This is a genomic window from Streptomyces sp. NPDC101234 (genome assembly GCF_044767525.1).
Lineage (GTDB): Bacteria > Actinomycetota > Actinomycetes > Streptomycetales > Streptomycetaceae > Streptomyces > Streptomyces sasae.
The window spans coordinates 98,057-117,690 of sequence record NZ_JBIWOA010000030.1 but is presented as its reverse complement, the minus strand read 5'-3'; the positions used below and the strand labels follow the sequence as shown (position 1 = coordinate 117,690).

The window sequence follows — 19,634 nt, the reverse complement described above, 5'->3', positions numbered from 1 at the left end:
CGCCATCCGGGGCTGCACGGGGATCCGCCGACCGCCCGCCTCCGGCGGCCACACCCCGCGGGCACATCGAGAGCCTCCTTCAGCCCGCGGCCGTTCACCGGTCACGTACCGACGGCTGTCACAAGAGCGAGAAGGTGCCGGTCAACTGATTGTCCGCATCTGGAAACCCTAACGTGCAAAGGTGTACCAAATATGAAATTTGACATTACTTGGCTCGACGTAAAGAAGTCGCGTGACGTAAAAGGACCGACGAACACGGACGTGCACCGCGACGCCGACGGAGTCATGCCGTGACCGAGTGGACCCGGTTGCCGGATCTGCCCACCGACAAAGACTACGACGGAGAGGCCTTCGCCCCGATCTACACCACGACCGTGACGGTGAGCGGGGGGACGGCCAGTCACGGGCGCGCCTCGGGAAGGGCGCGCTCGGGCGACGGAGTCCTGGATCTCGACCTGCGCATGCCTGCGGAACTGGGAGGAGACGGCCGGGGGACGAATCCCGAGCAGTTGTTCGCCGCCGGTTTTGCCGCCTGTTTCCACGGGGCGCTGAGTCTCGTCGCACGGCAGGCCGCGCTCGACCCGGCAGCGATCTCCATCGAGGCAACCGTGGCCTTCGGACGGGACCCCGAGGACGGCGGCTACCTGTTGCACACCGACCTCGTGGTCAGGTGGCCGGACGTCGACCCTGCCGTGGCCACCCCGCTCATGGAGCAGGCCGATTCGCTGTGCCCCTACACGAAGATGGCCCTTCGGGGCACGCCGACAAGCATCAAGCTGGCCTCTTGACCGACGGCATCGGCTGTCTGTCCAGCTGTACGGCGCGTCTGTAGCCGTCGTGTGCCTCATGGCGGCACACGACGGCTCTCCGCACGCACCCAGCCGTCGACCGGTACCTCACCGACAGGCCGTCGCCGAGACGCCACGGGAGCCTCCACCACAGGCGTCACAGATTCCGGGACGAGCCGGTCCTACTGAATGACATTCCCTCGGCGATCGGAGTAGATCGTGGCTATCACCGAACAACAACTTTCCACCACGGTGCTGGTGATCGGAACCGGAGGTGCCGGGCTGCGAGCGTCGATCGAACTGGCAGAGGCCGGCATCGACGTCCTCGCGGTCGGCAAGCGTCCCAAGGAGGACGCCCATACAGCACTTGCCGCCGGAGGAATCAACGCTGCCCTCGGCACCATGGATCCCGAGGACAGTTGGCAGCAGCACGCAGCCGACACGCTCAAGGAGAGCTATCTGCTCGCCGATCCCCGCACCGTGGAGATCGTCACCCAGGGCGCCGCTCGGGGCATAGGCGACCTGGAGCGTTACGGCATGGCCTTCGCCCGGGAGGAGGACGGCCGGATCTCCCAGCGCTTCTTCGGCGCCCACAAGTTCCGGCGGACCGCGTTCGCCGGCGACTACACCGGTCTGGAGATCCAGCGCACGCTGATCCGGCGCGCGCAGCAGCTGAACGTTCCGGTGCTCGACGGCGTCTACATCACCCGGCTGCTGGTCCACGACGGCGCCGTCTTCGGTGCCTACGGCTTCGATCTCACCGACGGCACCCGGTACTTGATCCACGCCGACGCCGTCATTCTCGCCGCCGGCGGCCACACCCGCATCTGGCGGCGAACGTCCTCCCGGCGCGACGAGAACACCGGCGATTCGTTCCGTCTGGCAGTGGAGGCCGGAGCCCGCCTGCGCGACCCCGAACTGGTGCAGTTCCATCCCTCCGGGATCATCGAGCCCGAGAACGCGGCCGGCACCCTCGTCAGCGAGGCCGCGCGCGGCGAGGGCGGCATCCTGCGCAACGCGCTCGGCGAGCGGTTCATGAACCGCTACGACCCCGCGCGCATGGAGCTGTCCACCCGTGACCGCGTGGCCCTGGCCTCCTACACGGAGATCAAGGAAGGGCGCGGGACACCCAAGGGCGGCGTGTGGCTCGACGTCTCCCATCTGCCACGGCAGACGATCATGACGCGTCTCCCCCGCGTCTACCAGACCCTGCTCGATCTGCAGATGCTGGACATCACCCGCGATCCGATCGAGATCGCGCCCACCGCGCACTACTCGATGGGCGGGGTGTGGGTGCGCCACGAGGACCACGGCACCGACGTGCGCGGCCTGTACGCCATCGGCGAGGCGTCGAGCGGCCTGCACGGCGCCAATCGCCTCGGCGGGAACAGTCTCATCGAGCTGCTGGTCTTCGGTCGCATCACCGGCCAGGCGGCCGCCGCCTACGCACGGTCCCTGACCGCCCAGCCGCGGTCGGCGGCAGCTGTCGCCGAGGCCCGCTCGGAGATCACCGATCTCCTCGCGGCCGACGGACGGGAGAACGTCCGCGCCCTGCAGCGCGCCGTCCGCAACACCATGACGGAGCACGCCGGAGTCGTACGTGACGAGCAGGGCCTGCGCGCCGGGCTCGGGGAGCTCGCGGCGATCGAGAAGAGGATGGAGGACGTCGGCGTGCACCCGGACATCGCCGGCTTCCAGGATCTGGCGCACGCCTTTGATCTGAAGTCCGCGGCTCTGTCGGCCCGGGCCACCCTCGAAGCGGCACTCGAGCGTCGAGAGACCCGCGGCTGCCACAACCGCAGCGACTACCCCGACATGGACCCCGCTCAGCAGGTCAACCTCGTGTGGTCGCCCACGACCGGTATCACTCGCGAGAGCATTCCGGCCATCCCGGACGAGATTTCCGCTCTGATGGCAGAGGTCTCGACCGATGGAAAGCTCGCCGAATAAGCCAATCGTCTGCGGAGCCGTGACGTGACCGGTGAGCAACCGCACTCGATTCTTACGAATTCCTGTCACAGGTAGCTCTGCTGTCCGGTCTCTCCTGGTGCAGACCGAAATTTCTCAGGCGCCGACGAAGAACTCGTCACACCTGCGCGCCGCACCATGAAATCCCACGGAAGGACACCACCATGAAGGTCGTAGTGATCGGTGGAACCGGGCTCATCGGCTCGAAGCTGGTCGGCAAGCTCAACGACCACGGGCACGAGGCGGTCGCGGCCTCGCCCAACACCGGCGTCAACACTCTGACCGGCGAAGGGCTGGCCGAGGCTCTGGAGGGCGCGTCGGTCGTGGTCGACGTGTCGAACTCCCCCTCGTGGGCCGACGAAGACGTCATGAACTTCTTCCGTACCTCGACCGCCAACCTGCTGAAGGCCGAGGCGGACGCCGGCGTGACGCACCACGTGGCGCTGTCCGTGGTCGGTACCGACCGCCTTCAGGACAGCGGCTACTTCCGTGCCAAGCAGGCGCAGGAAGAGCTGATCAAGGCCTCCGACGTCCCGTACTCCATCGTCCACGCCACTCAGTTCTTCGAGTTCGTGAACGGGATCGCGGACATCTCGACCGAGGGCGACACCGTGCGCCTGGCCCCCGTCCAGTTCCAGCCCATCTTCTCCGACGACGTGGCCGCGGCCGTCGGCCGCACCGCGGTCGGCGCCCCGGTCAACGGCGTCCTGGAGATCGCCGGCCCCGACGTGTTCCAGCTCGACGAACTCATCCGTCAGCTGCTCGCCGACAAGGACGACGCCCGCACGGTCGTCACGGACCCGAGCGCCCCCTACTCCGGTGCCGAGCTTCAGGACTCCACGCTTGTACCGAGCCCTGGCGCGCAGATCGCCGAGACCCGTTTCGCCGACTGGCTCGCACAGCAGCGGTAGGCACTGCGGGCGGCCCCTGGCGGCAGTCAGGGGCCGCCCGGCCGTGGATCCGATCCACGCACGAAGGAACCGGCCCGCCATGTTCAAGTCCAGGGCAACCGCTCTTTTTCATACCACCCCCTATGCAGGGCTGACCGGCATCTACGCCGTCGATCCGATCCACAGCACGATCGGTTTCTCCGTCCGGTACGGCATGGTCACCAACGTATGCGGCAAATTCACTGCATTCGAGGGGATTCTCAGGCTTGACGGGGCACGTCCCACTCGGTCCGAGGCCTACCTGAGTGTCCAGACCGGCAGTTTTGACACGGGTTATCCGGAACGGGACGTTCATGTCACCGGACCGGATTTCCTCGATTCGGCGACGTTCCCTCTCATGAGCTTCCGCTCGGGCGAAATCCGCCCTGCCGGTGACGGTCGCTTCCGCATGGCGGGGCACCTCCTGGTCAAGGGCGTCGAACTGCCCGTTCACCTCGACCTCGGCTTCGCCGGCGCAGGCCGGGACGCCCACCGGCAGCACAGTGTCGCCTTCGCGGGCACCGCCACCCTGCGGCGTTCCGGCTGGGGGCTTGACGGCCGCAAGGCCCTGCCGACGGGCGGAGTTCTGATCAGCGACAAGGTGAAGCTGATTCTCGACATCCATGCCGTGCGGCTGGACCAGGTTGCCGGCTCATAGGCCGGGAGGCGCCCACTCTGCAGCGGCTCCCCTCCCGTTGAGCTGCCGAATCGGCCACTTTCCAGAAACAGCGCAATTCAACCTGTGCCCCCGAAAGGGCTTCCCTTGAATCATCGTTATCTGTACCGACGCGGCCGCACTCCCCTCGCCGTCCTGGCTGCTACGAGCGTCGGAGTTGCTCTCTTCGTCACCGCGGTCAATCCGGCGAGGGCATCCACCTCGGCGACTGCGACGACCTTGGTCACCCTGTTCGATCGGTCCGGCGCTGCGGACAAGCCGACTGTGGTACTCGTGCACGGCGCCTGGGCCGACGGATCGAGCTGGCACGGCGTCATCGACCGTCTGCGGAGCCAGGGGTACCACGTCGTTGCCCCGCCGAACCCGCTGCGCGGTGTGAGCGGTGACGCCGCTTACCTGGCCGACTACCTCAAGACGATCAAGGGACCGATCGTGCTGGTCGGTCACTCGTACGGCGGCATGGTCATCACGAACGCGGCCCTCGGCAACACCGACGTCAAGGCGCTCGTGTACATCGACGCCTTCATACCCGCGAAGGGGCAGTCGGCGGGAGAGATCGCCGCTTCCCAGCCCGGTTCGGCCGTGATCGTGCCGGATCCGACGACGGTCTTCAACCTCGTCCCCTTCCCCGGCGCATCGGCCGGCGACGCGGACCTCTACCTGAAGCCGAAGGTCGTGCGTTCCTCGTTCGCCCAGGACCTGTCCGCCGAACAGCAGAACCAGATCATCGCGACCCAGCGCCCGCTGGAGGCTTCCGCGGTCACCCAGCCGTCGGGCGACCCGGCGTGGAAGACCATCCCCTCATGGGCTCTGATCGGGCGCCAGGACAAGATCATTCCGGCGGCTGCGCAGGAGGCGACGGCAAAGGTCGCACACGCCAAGGTGAAGGAGATCAACTCCTCGCACCTCCCCCTCGTCTCCCATCCCGGCGCCGTGGCCGACCTCATCATCACCGCGGCCCGCGCCAGTTGATCCGCTGTGCTGTGCGATCCCGGTGGCTACGGTAATCACCGGGATCGGGCACAACCATTGGAACGCGGCGCCGCACTGCCGCCTCGGCACCCGGCCGCACCCCCCTTCTGGCCGGACCGCACGATGTTCCCCGCCCCCGCCCCGCATCATCCGGGCGGGGGCGGCCCTGCATACGGCGGAGATGGCCGACCTCGTTCTCGACCCGGCCGTTGTGAACCTACTGTCGAGCCGTGCCGGTGGTGACGATGTCGATGGCGACTCGAAGCGGTGTCTCCGCATGTCCCAGCAGCGCCCGAGTGATGACGATCGCCTGGATGACGCTCAAGCCGCTGTCGGCCAGGAAGGTCTGGACGGCTTCCATCCCGTCGCTCTCAAGGACCGGTCGGCACTGCTCGACCAGCGCAACCCAGCGAGCGGCCTGCTCGGGGCTCACTCCGATCATGTGGTCGAACATGACTTCTCCTCTCCCCCGCCGGCCGATGGAATGTGCTCACGTGCCGTCGACGCCGATCGCCGCGCTCAGGACTTGCACGGCGTCGTCGTACGGACGGCGGTCGAACAGGAACCGGCCGAACCCCGAGTAGTCGCGTGTCGTGCGGTGGGGCTGCTCGAAGGAGTGCCAGGTCACGTGGTCAGGTGTCACGGTGATGCCGGCCATCAGCGGCCAGCACGCCCACTCGCCGCATTCGCAGCCGAGTACGGGCGTCCTGGGCCCGATCGCGCCGGTCGATCGTCCGTGGAAGTGGTCTTCCATCGGGCCGAACCGGTAGAACTCCGGGACAAGACCCCCGTAGGCATCGCCGGCCGGCCGCATCTCAGCGTCTGCCTCGAACCGGTCGATCAAGTCGGTGAGCGGTACACCGTCGATGCACGGGACGACTTCGAGCACGCCACGATCAGTATGACGTCGGCAGTCGAAGTGGATCTCCCGGCTGGTCACACTCCGATTCTGGCAGCACGCCCCATCCCTTCTCCTTCCGATTTTTGCGGGGAGTCACGGCTGGGACGGCGGCTTCGGAGAGGACGGCTCCAGGGTGGGGACACCGAGGCCGACGGCGGTCCGGTGGTCGCGGCACTCGATCCGGACACCTTTTGCCTGGGCAGAGAAATCGACCGCACCCCCTGTCGGGCCGCTGCGAGACTCGCTGCGGCCCGACAGGGGGTGCGGGAATGAGGTTCGTAACGGAGTGACGGCCGGGGTGGTCGTCCGGTCAGGACGGTGCGCTCGGTGTGTCAGGAAGCGATGCCGCGCTTGTCCATGGCGTCCTCGACTATGCGCAGCCCGTCCATGCCCGGCAGCTTCGCGATGTGCGAGTCGATGTCGCGGACGAGTTTGCGGCCCTCGGAGCCGGCGAAGAGGTGGGTCATGACGTGCGTGACCTCGGTCTCGGGCATGATGCCCGAGCCGACCGGGCCCCAGGCCCTTTCGAGTGCCAGCCGGGCGATCGCGCGGGCCTTCTTGCTCGCCGCGAGCCGGTCGCGCGCCTGTGTGGCGTAGAACGCGACGTGCTTCGTCTCCTGCTGTGCGATCCGCCTGAGCAGCGGTACCAGCACCGGGTGGCTCTCCAGTGCGGCGAGCCGGTGGTACGCGGCTGTCGCCGACCACTCGTTCGCCGCACCCCATGCCATGTGCACGGCGACGAAGTCGTGTCCGACCAGCCGGCCGATCACCGTCTGCTTCACCGTCCCCAGGCGGTCCTTCCAGCCGAGCTTCAGACGGGTCGCCTTGAGTTCGTCGAAGTCGACCCGGAGGCCGTGGCGCTCCAGTACGGCCGCGAGCGCTTCGCCGTGCCAGAACTCCTCGCGGTTCCACATCGTCATGAACGCGCCCACCGCAGGCTCGTCGTGGGACGGCGTCGTCAGGAGATCACGCAGGTAGCAGACCGTGTGGTATTCGATGTCGCACATGTAGCGCAGCGTGCGCAGCGTCTCCTCGGGCAGCGGGTTGCGCTCGAACTCGTCGAAGTCGAGGTCGGCCCACTGCACGCCGGTGGAGTTCTTCGTGTACTTGTCTATGTCGAAAGCCATCAGTCGCCCGTCTCGTGGGTGCGTGCCGGATCCGTCGCCCGTGCCGTGATGACGTCCTGGCGCACACCCGAACCGCCGCTCTTCCAGCGGTAGATGTTCCAGTTCCTCCGGTGCGACTCGCGTGTCAGTTCGGCGTCGGGGTTGATCGCCGAGGGGGTCCCCAGCAGCGAGAGCCACGGCAGGTCGGCGTGGCTGTCGCCGTAGCCGTAGGAGGCCGCGAGGTCGTAGCCGCCCTCCTCGGCGTACCGCTGGAGCCAGGCGGCCCGCGCCTCGTCGACGAGCGGCGGCTTCGCGAGGTAGCCGGTGAGCACACCGTCCCTGACGTGCATGGAACTTCCGACGACCTCGTCGAACAGGTCGGCGAGCGGAGCGGCGAGCAGGCCGATGGAGCCGGTGACCAGGACGGTGCGGTGACCTGCCGCCCGGTGCTCGCGGATGCGCGCCACGGCGTCCGCGCTCGTGTGCCGCAGCATCGTGTCGGCGTAGCCGCGCCGTACCACCTCCTGCAGGCGGGCGATGGGCATGCCGCGGTAGCGGCGCAGGAACGCGCGGATGAACTCGCCGCGGTCCCGCCGCTCGGCGCGGAGGTAACCGGGCAGCGAGGTGAGCAGGTCCGCCGCCTCCTTCGGCCAGGCGGCCTTGCGGAAGCCCGTGGTGCGCACCCAGAGGTACTGCTCGACGATGTTGGAGTCGACGACGGTCCGTTCGAGGTCGAAGACGGCGACGACGTCGGTACGCCGCGGCAGTTCGCGTTCCGGCCGGGCGTTCCCGAGCCGGGCGGCCGCGGCCTTCCTGCGACGGTGGGCGGCTGTCAGTTCGCTGAGCGCGGGCAGGTGCACCTTCTGCAGGTACTCCTCCCAGTCGATCCGGTCCACATCGAAGCCACGGTCCGCGCGTACCTCGGCCGGAAGGGCGCTGTTCAGCGCGCGGGTGTTGCGGTCGTCGAAGATGATCTCGGTCTGCGCATACGCCCGGTAGAGGTCGATGAAGTTGCCGAGGGTGGCGATGCCGGCGCGCAGCTTGGCGTTCTGGGTCGCCAGAGCGCGCTTGCGCTCGTCGTTCGGCATCAGCCGCAGCAGGGCGTCCCGCAGGTCGGCCTTCTTCCTGGCCAGCCGGAGGCCGCGGTCGAACCTGCGCTCGCCCGAGAACTTCCAGGTCGGTACGTCGACGAATCCGTCGTCCTTGGGTATCGGGTGCTGCGTGTAGTAGTCGCGCACGTTCTCGTACATGCGGTGGAAGGGCAGCGGATTCGACGCGCCCGAGGCGATGTGGAAGTACTTCGGCTCGTCGACGGGGGTCGGGGTGGCCGCCACGGCCAGGATGGCGTTGACGACGAAGTCGACGGGGATGATGTCGAGGATCGAGTCGGGCAGGCCCGGGAAGTCCGGCAGCTGACCCCGGCCGTAGGCGAAGATCAGCGGATCGGCGACCTTGAAGCCGTCGATCCAGCCGGGGAACGGATGCTGGAGGGCGCTCTCGATGATCGCGGGCCGGACCACCGAAAGCCGGTGTCCGGCCTCGCCCCAGAGGTCTTCCGCGGCCCGTTCGGCGAGTGCCTTCGTCAGCGTGTAGACGTCGGTCCACCCCAGACTCTGCGCGCGCCGTCGGCCGGCGGCGACGAGCTGGGAACGCACCCATTCACGCCGCGCGTTCTCGCTCGCGCGGGCCGCCGCGATCGGTCCCTCCTTCCCGTGGCTGCCGCGGGCGCGGGACATGAACGACTCGAGCATCGCCGGCTCCCGCGAGGTGAGTTCGGTGCGCTCGTGGGCCTGTGCCGCCAGGTTCCACTCGGTGTGCCAGTCGACGTCGTGTTCGAGCTTGGCCTCGGGCACCACACCGCGCCGGAGTCCCCCGACGTAGCAGGTCGACACATGAACGACGTGCGGGTCGGATCCGGACGCGAGGAGTGCCTCGTAGAGGCTCACGGCGCCATGGACGTTGGTGTCGAACGCCTCGTGGATGGGCGGATCGAACGAGACGGTCGACGCCGAGTGGATGACGACGTCGAGGTCGGAGGGCAGCTCGGGAATGCTGGTCATGCTGCCGTCGAGCACCGTGACCCGCTCACGGACGATGCGCTCGGCGTCTTCGGCGCCCACCGCGTCCCGCCAGCGGGCGAAGACGGGTTTGCGCAGCAGCTGCCGGAGCCGGTCCTGCCCGGTCTGGCTGCCCTTCCCGCGCACCAGGAGCGAGATTTGGGTGGTGGGGTGATCGGCGAGCAGTCGCTCCAGCACGGCCTGCCCGACGAAGCCGGTCGCGCCGGTCAGCAGGACGTGTCCGTTGCCGAGTTGGGCCTTCGCGTTGTGCGGTATCACGGAAGAAGCCTCGATTCCACGATGGATGCGACACGGGGACGGATGCCGGGGAGCGCGGCGACCCTCGCGCGGATGCGGTGTGCCTCGGCCCGTCCGCTCCGGTCGCCGAAGACCTGGTGTTCGAAGAAGGTGCGCTCGTGCTCGGACCGGTCGACGGAACCGAGCGGCCAGGCGGTGTGCCGGAGGGCGCGGCGGGTGATGCGCCGGGCGCGGGCCGACCGGCGCAGCCGCCGCTCCGCCTCCTCGGCGAGGAAGCGGCTGTGGCGATGCTTGATCTCCACCACGGGATTGATGATCGCCGCCATGGCGGGCGACACGCCGGCCAGACGCCGGTAGGCCGCCTGCGTGATCCATTCGTCCACCAGGCCCGTCGTCACGTGTTCGGCGACGATCTGCGCGCCGGTGATGTTGGCGATGAGGGAGCGCGCGACCGGGCCACGGCGCTCACGGCGCTCCGCCAGTACCGACCGTGCCGGACCGTCGCTCGGCGGGAGATCACGGGTGGCGGGAGAGGCATCCAGGACGGCGTCGAGGGCGTCGGCGATCCAGAACCTCTCGAACATCCACGTGGCGAGTAAAGCGGTGACCCGGGCGTCCTTGTGTGTCGCCGTGACGAGGCGGTCGCGCACACGGTGCAGCGTCGCACGTTCCATGTCGCGCAGCGCGCGCACGAGTCGGAGGGACTCGGTGTCGAGCGGCTCTTCGGCGAGCGCCCCGAGGTCGAGCGTTCCGCGGTGGTTGCCGTGTGCCGTACGGGCGAACTCACGCACGTCGAATTCCGCTGTCTCGGGCGGCCCGGTCGTCGTCTCGTTGTTCGAGTTCATGCACGGACTTTCTGGGGCGGGAACGGGGGTGACTCTGCAGAGGCCCCGAATCGCGCGAAGAGGCGTCGGGGCCGTCATCTGAGACCGGGATACCGGCGCATGTGTGACACACGACTTGGTTCCGCATGGACGCACGGGGCCGCCTGAGCAGGTGAGGAAGCTCGTGTCACAAGACGGATGCGTGTCCGGTCTAACGGAACGATCCGAGAAACGAAAGGTGTGACATGCGCCCGACGCAACAACTACGAGCGGGAACTCGCATGTCGAGTAGATGGCATCTGAAACTGTGCTGAGCCGTACCCGGGTCGCCCTTGTCACCGGTGCCACGTCGGGTATCGGAGCGGAGTTCGCCCGCACCCTGGCGGACCGCGGCTGGGACCTCGTCCTGGTGGCGCGCGACAGGGAACGGCTCGGCCGTACGGCGGCCGAGCTCGAATCCCGGGGCCGTACTGTCGAGGTGCTGCCCGCCGACCTGTCCGACCGTGCCGACGTCGAGCGTGTCGCCGCCCGGCTGGAGGACCCCGCCCGTCCGGTGGACATGCTCGTGAACAACGCCGGTTTCGGCGTGCACGCGCCGATGACCTCGGCCGACACCGCTGCGCACGACCGGGCGATCGAGGTCATGGGCCGCACGGTGCTGGTGCTCGCGGGCGCCGCCGGACGGGCCATGCGCGAGCGCGGGCACGGTGCGATCGTCAATGTTTCGAGCACGGCCGGGTTCGTCACGATGGGGAGCTATTCGGCCGTGAAGGCCTTTGTGACCTCGCTGACGGAGAGCCTGGCGAACGAGCTCCATGGAACGGGCGTCACCGTGACGGCACTTTGCCCTGGCTGGGTCCGCACGGAATTCCACACGCGGGCCGGAATCCGGTCGTCGAGCATTCCGGACTTCCTCTGGCTCGACGCCCAGCGGCTCGTCGAGACGAGTCTGCGCGACGTGCGCCGCGGACGGGTGATCTCCATGCCGAGCTTCCGGTACCGGCTGCTCATCTGGTTCACACGTCATCTTCCACGTCACACGGTGCGGTGGATCTCGCGACGGATTTCGTCCAGCCGCAACGGCAGTCGTACTCACTGAAAGAATCAGTGCGGGCAGGCCCGCACGGGAAGGAAGCGGATGCCTGCGGCCATACGCGACCGTTTCACCTCACGCTCCCACGCTGCGGCGCGTTTCGTCGCGCAGCGAGGGCTGCTGAAGCCCGTCGTATGGAGCGTGACCAGTGTCACGGTACTTGGGCGCGAGCGCCTGGCGAAGGTCGAGGACGCCTATGTCGTCGTCGCCAATCACACCTCGCACCTCGACACGCCACTCATCATGGGCGCGCTGCCGCGCCGGCTGGCGCGCTACCTCGCGGTGGGAGCCGCCGCCGACTACTTCTTCGACGTGTGGCAGCGACGCGGCCTCACCGCTCTCTTCTTCAACGCCTTCCCGGTCGACCGCACCGGAGTCAACGCGCGCGGCGTGAGCGCCAAAGCCTTGCTGAACCGGGGAGTGCCGCTCCTGATCTTTCCCGAGGGGACCCGCTCGCGCGACGGATCCCTCGGGGCGTTCAAGCCGGGGGCGGCGGCACTCGCCTCGTCGGCCGAGGTGCCGGTGGTCCCCGTCGCGGTCATCGGCGCGCATGCGGCGCATCCTCGCGGCTCGAACTGGCCCAAGCCGGGCCGCCAGCCGGTCGGGGTCGTCTTCGGTGAACCGCTCACCGCCTTTCCCGGGGAGTTGAGGAGCGAGTTCACCGAACGCATCCGTTCGGCGATCGTCGCCCTGGCCGAGGAGAACTCCGACCGCGTCCTCGGCGTGCCTGCCACCTCATGTCGTACACCTGAAGGAGACCGTTCGTGACCGGACCCATCAGCCGCACCGACGCGATGCGCACCGATGATGTGAAGCACATGAAGTGGTGGGGCTGGGGCGTGGAAGGTGTCGGCTTCCATCACGAGGACAAGCCTGGTTTCGCACCGTTCGTACAGAAGGCCATCGGTCTCGACCTCTGGGCGGGCGAGCACATGGAACGGCCCGATCTCTCGCAGCTGAAGGTGCCTGCCTCGTCGGCTCCGGAGGAGTTCGTCGCGGTTCTCAGCAGCATCGTCGGAGCCGGGAACACCGTCGTCGACGACCTGTCCCGGATCGTCCACACGTACGGCAAGAGCCTGCGTGACCTGGTCCGCATCCGAGCGGGCGAGATCTCGCGCAGTGCCGATGTCGTCGTCTATCCGGCCGACGAGGCCGAGGTGCAGAGAGTCGTGGACGCAGCCGTCGAGGCGGACGCCGTGATCATCCCCTTCGGGGGCGGCAGCAATATCGCGGGCAGTCTTGAGCCGCACCCGGGCGACACGCGGGTGGTCGTCTCACTCGACCTCGGCCGCCTCAACCGGGTGCTGGAGATCGATGCCGAGTCCGGCCTGGCGCGTATCCAGGCCGGAGCGCTGGGCCCCGATCTCGAGGCCCAGCTCAACAGCTACGGCTGGACGATGGGGCACTTCCCCGACTCGTTCACCCACTCGACGCTCGGCGGGTGGGTCGCCACTCGCTCGTCCGGCATGCAGTCGGACAAGTACGGCGACATCGCGGACATCGTCAAGGGGCTGCGTGTCGTGCGGGTCGGCGGGGTCCTCGTGATCCGTGCCGTGCCGAGCGCGTCGACCGGGCCGAGCGTGCGGGAGATGGTGGTGGGCTCGGAGGGACGGCTCGGCGTCATCACCGAGGTCACGGTGCAGGTGCACCGGCTTCCCGAGAAGCGTGCCATCCATGCCTACTTCTTCAGGAACCTCGACCGCGGCCTCGCCGCCATGCAGGAGATCGCCGAGAGTGACGTCTCGCCCTCGGTCACCCGTGTCTCGGACGCACACGAGACGGCCTTCTCCCTGGCGACGAGCAAGGAGTCGAAGGGGATGCAGAAGAAGGCACAGGCCGGTCTCATGGCGTATCTCAAGAAGCGCGGCTGGAACCTCGACGAGATGTGCCTCTCCTTCATCGGCTTCGAGGGCGACGAGGCGCACGCGAAACGGCAGAAGTCGCTCGTCGACCGGATCGTGCGCAAGCATCACGGCATCGGCGTCGGCAAGGGGCCCGGCGCGCTCTACGACCAGAAGAAGTTCGACACGCCGTACATCCGCGACTTCCTGCTCGACCGTGGTGCCGCCGGTGACGTGAGCGAGACCGCCGGTCCGTGGTCGAAGCTTCGTGGCATCCATGCGGCGGTCTACGAGGCGGCGGACCGGGCCTACGAGAAGATCGGCCGCAAGGGCTGGACGATGTCACACATGTCGCACTCGTACCACTCTGGAGCTTGCCTCTACTTCACTTTCGCCTTTGTGTTCGGTGACGATCCGCTCGGCGAGTACGACACCGTCAAGCGCGCGATCCAGCAGGCGTTCGTCGACGCCGGCGGCACGATCTCGCACCACCACGGGGTGGGCCTGGAGCACGCGCCCTGGCTGGAGGAGGACATCTCCGCACAGGGTGTCGCGATCATGTCGGGCCTCTTCGACGCCGCCGACCCGGGCGGCAACTTCAACCCCCGCAAGATCGTGGTCTGATCACGCGGAGCACCAACTCACCGCCCTGCGTGTCACATCCATGCCTCGCGCTCGGTCATACAGGTGGAAGCAGCGCTGACTCCAAGCCGGGAAAAACGGAATCCGTAAGGCCATCAGCGCCCCTTTCGGGTCGGACGAAGAATGGTTGCAGGGGCATGGACGAGCAGAGTGAGAACAGAAAAGTGGACGAAGGAGGCAGTGGGGAGAGGTTTGCCCACTGGGCGGACGGGCGCCTGGGGCCGTACAGCCTGATCCGGGCCAAAGCGCGCAGGGCTTTCCCGGACCACTGGTCCTTCTTGTTGGGAGAGCTCTGTCTCTACAGCTTCATCGTGATTGTCGTGACAGGGATCTATCTGAGCCTGTACTTCCATCCGTCGATGAACGAGGTGCAGTACAACGGCAGTTACCTGCCGCTGCGAGGGCAGACCGTGTCAGAGGCGTTCAACTCGACCATGCACATCTCGTTCGACGTGCGGGGCGGCCTCCTGATCCGACAGACCCATCACTGGGCGGCCCTGGTATTCGTCGGAGCCATGCTCGTCCACATGCTGCGCGTCTTCTTCACCGGCGCCTTCCGCAAACCCCGCGAATTCCAGTGGCTGTTCGGGTTCCTCCTGCTGGTCCTCGGAATGTTCGGAGGGCTGACCGGATACGACCTTCCGGACGACCTGCTCTCCGGAACCGGGCTCGCCGTCGTGAACGGAACGATCCTTTCCCTGCCGATCGTCGGAACCTACCTCTCGATGTTTCTCTTCGGAGGTGAGTTCCCGGGCGGTGAACTGGTCGCACGCTTCAACACGATCCATGTTCTGATCATCCCCGCCATCATGGTGGGACTGCTCGTGGCCCATCTGATCCTGCTGCTCCACCACAAGCACACGCAGTATCCGGGCCCGGGGCGGACCAACAGGAATGTCGTGGGCCTGCCGCTCAAGGTGCGGGCGGTGAAGTCCGCGGGCTTCTTCCTGCTGGTAACCGGCGCCATCTTCGTCATCGCCGCACTCGCGCAGATCAATCCCATCTGGCTGTACGGCCCTTACCGCACCGACCAGGTCTCGGCCGGATCGCAGCCCGACTGGTACATGGGAGTGGCGGACGGACTCCTGCGCGTCATGCCCGGCTGGGAGATCGACTTCTGGGGCCACACCCTGGCGCTGGACAACCTGATACCACTGGCGGTGGGCGTCGGCCTCTTCCTGGCCATGGGCGCATATCCGTTCATCGAGTCCTGGGTGACCGGGGACGATCGTGAACAGCACCTTCTCGACAGGCCGCGCAACCGCCCGGTGCGAACGGCGCTCGGTGTCGCGTGGATCAGCTTCTATCTGGTGTCGCTCATCGGCGCGGCGAACGACATCATCGCCACCCGGTTCCATGTCTCGGTCGAATCGGTGACGTGGGCGGTCCGCGTCGGGCTCTTCGTCGCACCCCTCGCGGCCTACGCCGTGGCGAAGCGGTGTGCCCTCGGCCTGCAACGCAGAGACCGCGACATGGTGCTGCACGGCCGGGAGACCGGTGTCATCAAGCGCTTGCCGAACGGCGAGTTCGTCGAGCTGCACGAGCCTCTCCGCCAGGAGGATCTCCACCTTCTCACCCAGCATGAGCAATACCCGCCGATCGCGCCCGGCTCGAACGGCAACGCGGGGGACGCAAGCGCCGACACCGGCTTCGCCCGGCGCTTGCGGGTCGCGTTCAGCCGTGCCCTGTACGGCGAAGGCGCGCAGATCCCCAAGCCGACGGCACAGGAGTACCGGGAGATCACCGGCGAACACCCGCGATGAACAACGTGGCAACAGAGGTCGGCAGAGAGCGGGAGGTTCGAAAGACTGTGCCGAGAACATGTCTCATAGTCGACTTCGGCGGTGTACTCACGACATCGCTCGATGACGCGGTGCGCGGCTTCGAAATCCGTGAAGGCCTTCCCGAAGGAGCGGTGGACCGGACCTGGTACCGGGATCCGGCGATGGTCGAGCTCACTCACGACCTCGAACGCGGCAGGGCCACTCAGCTCGACTGGAACCGTCGCCTGGGCCGGATGCTGGGCATCGACGGCACCGGCCTGCTGGGCCGGATCTTCGCGGATTCCCGCCTCGACGAAGCCATGGTGTCGGTGGTGGCTCGGGCCCGCGCCTGCGGACTGAGAACCGGTCTGCTGTCCAACAGCATGGGCCTGGGGCCGTGGAACATGTATCGAGGCTTCGACATCGACGCGGCCTTCGACGCGACGCTCATCTCCGAGCGGCACGGACTGCGCAAACCGGAGCCGGCGGTGTACGAGCTCATCCTCAAGATGCTCGAAGTGCCCGGCGGGGAGTGCGTCTTCGTCGACGACAACGCGGCGAACCTGCCGCCCGCCGAGGCACTGGGAATGGCCACTGTCCTGCACCGCAGCGCAGAGCACTCCACGACACGGCTCGAGGAACTGCTGGGCGTCGCCCTGCGGCCGAGTCCGTAGGTGTGTCACGGATTCGCCGTGCGCCCGGTCATCACCGATGAACGTGCGTGGGACCAGGACGTGGGAACACGCGGCCGACCAACGGTATGTCTGCCCCGGGACGGACCTTTCGCGAGGTATGTCTGGCTCAAGGCACGATGGATCTACGGAGGTGCAACACAATGCCGGACAAGGATGCAGTGCACGGTCACGGTGAGCAGTCCCTGTCGGAAGCGTGGAAGACGGCGGCGACGGTGCTTCAGGACGCCGCACCGTTCACCGTTCCCGAGGGTGCGTCGGCGATGACCCTTCATATCGAGTGGGAGCCCGGAGATCCGGGAACGCCGCCGCACCGCCACTCGGGACCGGCCTTCGGGTACGTCCTGGAGGGAGCGGTCCGCTTCGAGCTCGAGGGCCAGCCCGAGCACGTGATCGAAGCCGGCGGGACGTTCTGGGAGCCGGGGGGTGATGTGATCCATTATCAGGACGGCAACGCGCTGACGGATGCCCGGACCCGGTTCGTCGTGACCATGATGTGCGCGCCGGGCGCGCCCATGCTCGAACTGGTCGACGAGAAGGAACTCGCCGAACGGGCCCACCTGCGCGCCCCGCGACCCACGCGTTGACCAACACCCCACTCACACACAGCAGTTCCGACGCGGATCCGGACCGCTCCGCGAAAGGGCGCGATTCGGCATGAGTGCCACCGAAGTCGTCCACTGCATGCTGACCGCCCTGTTCGCGGCCGCCGCCGTCCGCGCGCTCCGGCAGGCCGTTCTGATACGGACTCGTGGTTGCCGCAGCCGCATCGACCATCTGCTGCACGCCGCCATGGCCCTGGCCATGGCGGCGATGCCATGGAGCTGGGGCAGCGCCCTGCCGGGGCTGCCCCAGTCGGTCTTCTTCGCCTGCGCCGCGCTGTGGTTCCCGCTGACCGCCGTCAGGAACGGCCGGGAACGGCAACTGTCGGCGACCGCGCGGAGACTCCCGTACGCGGTCGGCATGGCGGCGATGACCTGGATGTCGTACCGCGCGGCGGGCCATTCGCACCAGACCATGGCCGAGGGCGTTCCGACAGCGGACCCGGCCCTGCATCTCGGCCACTCCATGGGGGAGTCGAGGGCCGGCAGCGTCGTCACAGGAGTGTTGGCGCTGTACCTCCTCACATGTGCGCTCCGCTCGCTGACCCGTGACATGCCCGCACTGCGCGGAACCGCGGAAGCGTCCGACACCTCCACCTGTGTCAAGGGCGCCTGCAGCCGCTTCTGGGACGGAGTGACGGCCCTGGGCACGGTGGTCATGCTCCTGATGGCCCATTGACCTCCAGGCCGTCACAAACGGGGTCGCAGGTCGGTCAACTGGTGGTCCGGAGTCCTGGATCTCCACCATGTCCGCCACCGAAAGGAGAACTGACTTGACCACCACTCCCCCGGCACCGCCGGACGAGCTGCTGGGCGCCGACTTCTACCGCTACGAGACGCTGCTCCCGGACGACGAACGCAAAATACTGCTCAAGGCCCGCGCCTTCCTGCGCGACGAAGTCAAGCCGCTGGTCAACGGGTACTGGGACAAGGGCGAGTTCCCCGTGGAGCTGATAGAGAAGTTCCGCGGGAGCGGGCTGACCGCCCTGTCCTACGAGGGTTACGGTGAGCACCTGCCCGCGGTCAGCCACCTGCTCGGCGGCATGCTCGCGATGGAGATGAGCCGCGTCGACGCCTCGGTCGCCACCTTCTTCGGCGTCCACAACGGGCTCAGCTTCTACTCCGTCCTCACCGGCGGCGACCAGGAGCAGCGGGATCGATGGCTGCCCGCCATGGCCTCGATGGAGAAGATCGGCGCCTTCGCCATGACCGAGCCGCTGGGCGGCTCCGACGTCTCCGGTGGCATGCGCACCACCGCCGAACTCAAGGGCGGCACCTGGGTCCTCAACGGCGCGAAGAGGTGGATCGGCAACGCCACCTTCGCCGACCACGTCGTGGTGTGGGCACGGGACGTGCACGACAACCAGGTCAAGGGCTTCGTCGTGGAGAAGGGCACCCCCGGCTTCGTGCCGGTGAAGATCGAGGGCAAGATCGCGCTGCGGATCGTACAGAACGCCGAGATCACCCTGACCGACGTGCGTGTGCCGGAGGCCAACCGCCTCCAGAACATCAACTCCTTCAGAGACGTCGCGGAGATCCTGCGCTTCACCCGCAGCGGGGTCGCCTGGCAGGCCCTGGGTGTCATGATCGGCGCCTACGAGCTCGCACTCGCCTACGCCAAGGAGCGCCGGCAGTTCGGCCGTCCGATCGCCGGGTTCCAGCTGGTGCAGGACCTGCTGGTGAAGAGCCTGGGCGACATCACAGCCTGCTGGGGCATGCTGGTGCAGCTCGCCCGGCTGCAGGACCAGGGCGTCTTCCGCGACGACCACTCGGCACTGGCCAAGGGGTTCACCACGTCCCGAATGCGGGAGGTCGTCGCGGCCGGCCGCGAGATCTTCGGCGGCAACGGCATCGTCCTCGACCACGACATCGCACGGTTCTTCGCCGACGCGGAGGCCCTCTACTCCTACGAGGGCACCCGCCAGATGCAGACCCTCATCGTCGGCAAGTCCATCACCGGGCAGAGCGCCTTCGTGTGAGCCGGGAATGACCGCAGACCCTGAGGCCCCGGGATTCCGGCGGGGCTCCGCTCCCGACGGCAGCCACCGCCGCGGCCCCCGCCTGCGCCACGAGCAGTTGGTTTCCGCCAGGATGCGCACGTCGCAGGACCGGTTCGCGGACGCGATCACCGCGTTCGCGGGCACGATGGGGTTCGTCTACGTCCACACCGTCTGGTTCGCGGTGTGGATCGCCCTCAACCTGAGCCTGTTCGGCCCGGCAGCGGTCTTCGACCCTTACCCGTTCGGGCTTCTCACCATGATCGTGAGCCTGGAGGCCATCTTCCTGTCCACGTTCGTGATGGTGAGCCAGAACCGACAGGCCGCGAGGGAGAACATCCGGGCCGATCTGGTTTTCGAGACCAACGTTCGCGCAGAGGTCTGGGCCGTGCACATGGGCAAGGCGCTCGGCCTGGACCCGGAGCAGGTCGAATGGCATGTCCAGGAGATCCTCCGGCAGAGCAGGAGGGCGATGGACCCGGAGTCCGGGGTCGAACCGGTGACCCCGGAGGCTGAGTGAACGTG

At 67.6% G+C, this 19,634-nt stretch carries 19 protein-coding genes; 14 read left to right on the top strand and 5 right to left on the bottom strand.

Annotated elements, in window-relative coordinates:
• The first annotated feature begins 290 nt into the window (after positions 1-290).
• From ACIRR9_RS40765 to ACIRR9_RS40745, 5 genes are all read left to right on the top strand, one after another.
• Positions 291-788 carry an Ohr family peroxiredoxin gene (locus ACIRR9_RS40765; RefSeq protein WP_403763118.1) on the top strand — a complete coding sequence of 166 codons (498 nt, stop codon included), beginning with the start codon at positions 291-293 and terminating at the stop codon, positions 786-788.
• Between the two features lie 219 nt (positions 789-1,007).
• Entirely contained in the window at positions 1,008-2,738 is a 1,731-nt protein-coding gene (locus tag ACIRR9_RS40760; RefSeq protein WP_403763115.1) for an L-aspartate oxidase, read from the top strand.
• A 182-nt stretch (positions 2,739-2,920) separates the two neighbouring features.
• Positions 2,921-3,667, top strand: coding sequence for an SDR family oxidoreductase (locus ACIRR9_RS40755; protein WP_403763112.1), 747 nt, complete (start codon positions 2,921-2,923; stop codon positions 3,665-3,667).
• Positions 3,668-3,746: 79 nt separating this feature from the next.
• Complete coding sequence (locus tag ACIRR9_RS40750; RefSeq protein WP_403763109.1) at positions 3,747-4,343, top strand: YceI family protein; 597 nt, start codon at positions 3,747-3,749, stop codon at positions 4,341-4,343.
• A gap of 84 nt (positions 4,344-4,427) precedes the next feature.
• Positions 4,428-5,333 (top strand): alpha/beta fold hydrolase, encoded by a 906-nt coding sequence (locus ACIRR9_RS40745; protein WP_403763106.1) that lies wholly within the window; start codon positions 4,428-4,430, stop codon positions 5,331-5,333.
• Between the two features lie 217 nt (positions 5,334-5,550).
• On the opposite strand, the gene ACIRR9_RS40740 is transcribed toward ACIRR9_RS40745, so the two are convergent.
• From ACIRR9_RS40740 to ACIRR9_RS40720, 5 genes are all read right to left on the bottom strand, one after another.
• The gene (locus tag ACIRR9_RS40740) at positions 5,551-5,787 is read right to left on the bottom strand and encodes a hypothetical protein (RefSeq protein ID WP_403763103.1); all 237 of its coding nucleotides are present in this window, start codon (positions 5,785-5,787) and stop codon (positions 5,551-5,553) included.
• A 36-nt stretch (positions 5,788-5,823) separates the two neighbouring features.
• Positions 5,824-6,222, bottom strand: coding sequence for a hypothetical protein (locus ACIRR9_RS40735; RefSeq protein ID WP_403763100.1), 399 nt, complete (start codon positions 6,220-6,222; stop codon positions 5,824-5,826).
• 344 nt (positions 6,223-6,566) lie between these two features.
• On the bottom strand, positions 6,567-7,361 hold the full coding sequence (locus tag ACIRR9_RS40730) for a ferritin-like domain-containing protein (protein WP_403763097.1): 795 nt from the start codon (positions 7,359-7,361) through the stop codon (positions 6,567-6,569).
• Positions 7,361-9,676, bottom strand: coding sequence for an SDR family oxidoreductase (locus ACIRR9_RS40725; RefSeq protein WP_403763094.1), 2,316 nt, complete (start codon positions 9,674-9,676; stop codon positions 7,361-7,363). The genes ACIRR9_RS40730 and ACIRR9_RS40725 overlap by 1 nt, the downstream gene beginning before the upstream one ends.
• A complete protein-coding gene (locus tag ACIRR9_RS40720) occupies positions 9,673-10,500 on the bottom strand; it encodes a hypothetical protein (protein WP_403763092.1) in 828 nt (275 codons plus the stop codon). Before ACIRR9_RS40720 ends, ACIRR9_RS40725 begins: the two co-directional genes overlap by 4 nt.
• Before the next feature lie 271 nt (positions 10,501-10,771).
• On the opposite strand from ACIRR9_RS40720, the gene ACIRR9_RS40715 reads away from it, so the two are divergent.
• From ACIRR9_RS40715 to ACIRR9_RS40675, 9 genes are all read left to right on the top strand, one after another.
• The gene (locus ACIRR9_RS40715; protein ID WP_403763089.1) at positions 10,772-11,578 is read left to right on the top strand and encodes an SDR family NAD(P)-dependent oxidoreductase; all 807 of its coding nucleotides are present in this window, start codon (positions 10,772-10,774) and stop codon (positions 11,576-11,578) included.
• A 39-nt stretch (positions 11,579-11,617) separates the two neighbouring features.
• On the top strand, positions 11,618-12,340 hold the full coding sequence (locus ACIRR9_RS40710) for a lysophospholipid acyltransferase family protein (RefSeq protein WP_403763087.1): 723 nt from the start codon (positions 11,618-11,620) through the stop codon (positions 12,338-12,340).
• Positions 12,337-14,037 carry an FAD-binding oxidoreductase gene (locus tag ACIRR9_RS40705; RefSeq protein ID WP_403763084.1) on the top strand — a complete coding sequence of 567 codons (1,701 nt, stop codon included), beginning with the start codon at positions 12,337-12,339 and terminating at the stop codon, positions 14,035-14,037. The genes ACIRR9_RS40710 and ACIRR9_RS40705 overlap by 4 nt, the downstream gene beginning before the upstream one ends.
• 155 nt (positions 14,038-14,192) lie before the next feature.
• Positions 14,193-15,818, top strand: coding sequence for a cytochrome bc complex cytochrome b subunit (locus tag ACIRR9_RS40700; RefSeq protein WP_403763146.1), 1,626 nt, complete (start codon positions 14,193-14,195; stop codon positions 15,816-15,818).
• Positions 15,815-16,492, top strand: a complete 678-nt coding sequence (locus tag ACIRR9_RS40695; protein ID WP_403763081.1) for an HAD family hydrolase — start codon at positions 15,815-15,817, stop codon at positions 16,490-16,492. Before ACIRR9_RS40700 ends, ACIRR9_RS40695 begins: the two co-directional genes overlap by 4 nt.
• Positions 16,493-16,653: 161 nt before the next feature.
• The gene (locus ACIRR9_RS40690; protein ID WP_403763078.1) at positions 16,654-17,097 is read left to right on the top strand and encodes a cupin domain-containing protein; all 444 of its coding nucleotides are present in this window, start codon (positions 16,654-16,656) and stop codon (positions 17,095-17,097) included.
• A 70-nt stretch (positions 17,098-17,167) separates the two neighbouring features.
• The gene (locus ACIRR9_RS40685) at positions 17,168-17,791 is read left to right on the top strand and encodes a DUF5134 domain-containing protein (RefSeq protein WP_403763075.1); all 624 of its coding nucleotides are present in this window, start codon (positions 17,168-17,170) and stop codon (positions 17,789-17,791) included.
• Between the two features lie 94 nt (positions 17,792-17,885).
• The gene (locus tag ACIRR9_RS40680; RefSeq protein WP_403763072.1) at positions 17,886-19,091 is read left to right on the top strand and encodes an acyl-CoA dehydrogenase family protein; all 1,206 of its coding nucleotides are present in this window, start codon (positions 17,886-17,888) and stop codon (positions 19,089-19,091) included.
• A gap of 7 nt (positions 19,092-19,098) precedes the next feature.
• Positions 19,099-19,629 carry a DUF1003 domain-containing protein gene (locus ACIRR9_RS40675; RefSeq protein ID WP_403763069.1) on the top strand — a complete coding sequence of 177 codons (531 nt, stop codon included), beginning with the start codon at positions 19,099-19,101 and terminating at the stop codon, positions 19,627-19,629.
• The last annotated feature ends 5 nt before the right edge of the window (positions 19,630-19,634 follow it).

Excerpts from the sequence above, each read along its gene's own strand:
- ACIRR9_RS40715 (WP_403763089.1), top strand. The coding sequence starts at position 10,772 with ATGGCATCTGAAACTGTGCTGAGCCGTACCCGGGTCGCCCTTGTCACC.
- ACIRR9_RS40695 (WP_403763081.1), top strand. The coding sequence starts at position 15,815 with ATGAACAACGTGGCAACAGAGGTCGGCAGAGAGCGGGAGGTTCGAAAG.
- ACIRR9_RS40685 (WP_403763075.1), top strand. The coding sequence starts at position 17,168 with ATGAGTGCCACCGAAGTCGTCCACTGCATGCTGACCGCCCTGTTCGCG.
- ACIRR9_RS40740 (WP_403763103.1), bottom strand. The coding sequence starts at position 5,787 with ATGTTCGACCACATGATCGGAGTGAGCCCCGAGCAGGCCGCTCGCTGG.
- ACIRR9_RS40710 (WP_403763087.1), top strand. The coding sequence starts at position 11,618 with ATGCCTGCGGCCATACGCGACCGTTTCACCTCACGCTCCCACGCTGCG.
- ACIRR9_RS40730 (WP_403763097.1), bottom strand. The coding sequence starts at position 7,361 with ATGGCTTTCGACATAGACAAGTACACGAAGAACTCCACCGGCGTGCAG.
- ACIRR9_RS40690 (WP_403763078.1), top strand. The coding sequence starts at position 16,654 with ATGCCGGACAAGGATGCAGTGCACGGTCACGGTGAGCAGTCCCTGTCG.
- ACIRR9_RS40720 (WP_403763092.1), bottom strand. The coding sequence starts at position 10,500 with ATGAACTCGAACAACGAGACGACGACCGGGCCGCCCGAGACAGCGGAA.
- ACIRR9_RS40675 (WP_403763069.1), top strand. The coding sequence starts at position 19,099 with ATGACCGCAGACCCTGAGGCCCCGGGATTCCGGCGGGGCTCCGCTCCC.
- ACIRR9_RS40750 (WP_403763109.1), top strand. The coding sequence starts at position 3,747 with ATGTTCAAGTCCAGGGCAACCGCTCTTTTTCATACCACCCCCTATGCA.
- ACIRR9_RS40700 (WP_403763146.1), top strand. The coding sequence starts at position 14,193 with ATGGACGAGCAGAGTGAGAACAGAAAAGTGGACGAAGGAGGCAGTGGG.
- ACIRR9_RS40755 (WP_403763112.1), top strand. The coding sequence starts at position 2,921 with ATGAAGGTCGTAGTGATCGGTGGAACCGGGCTCATCGGCTCGAAGCTG.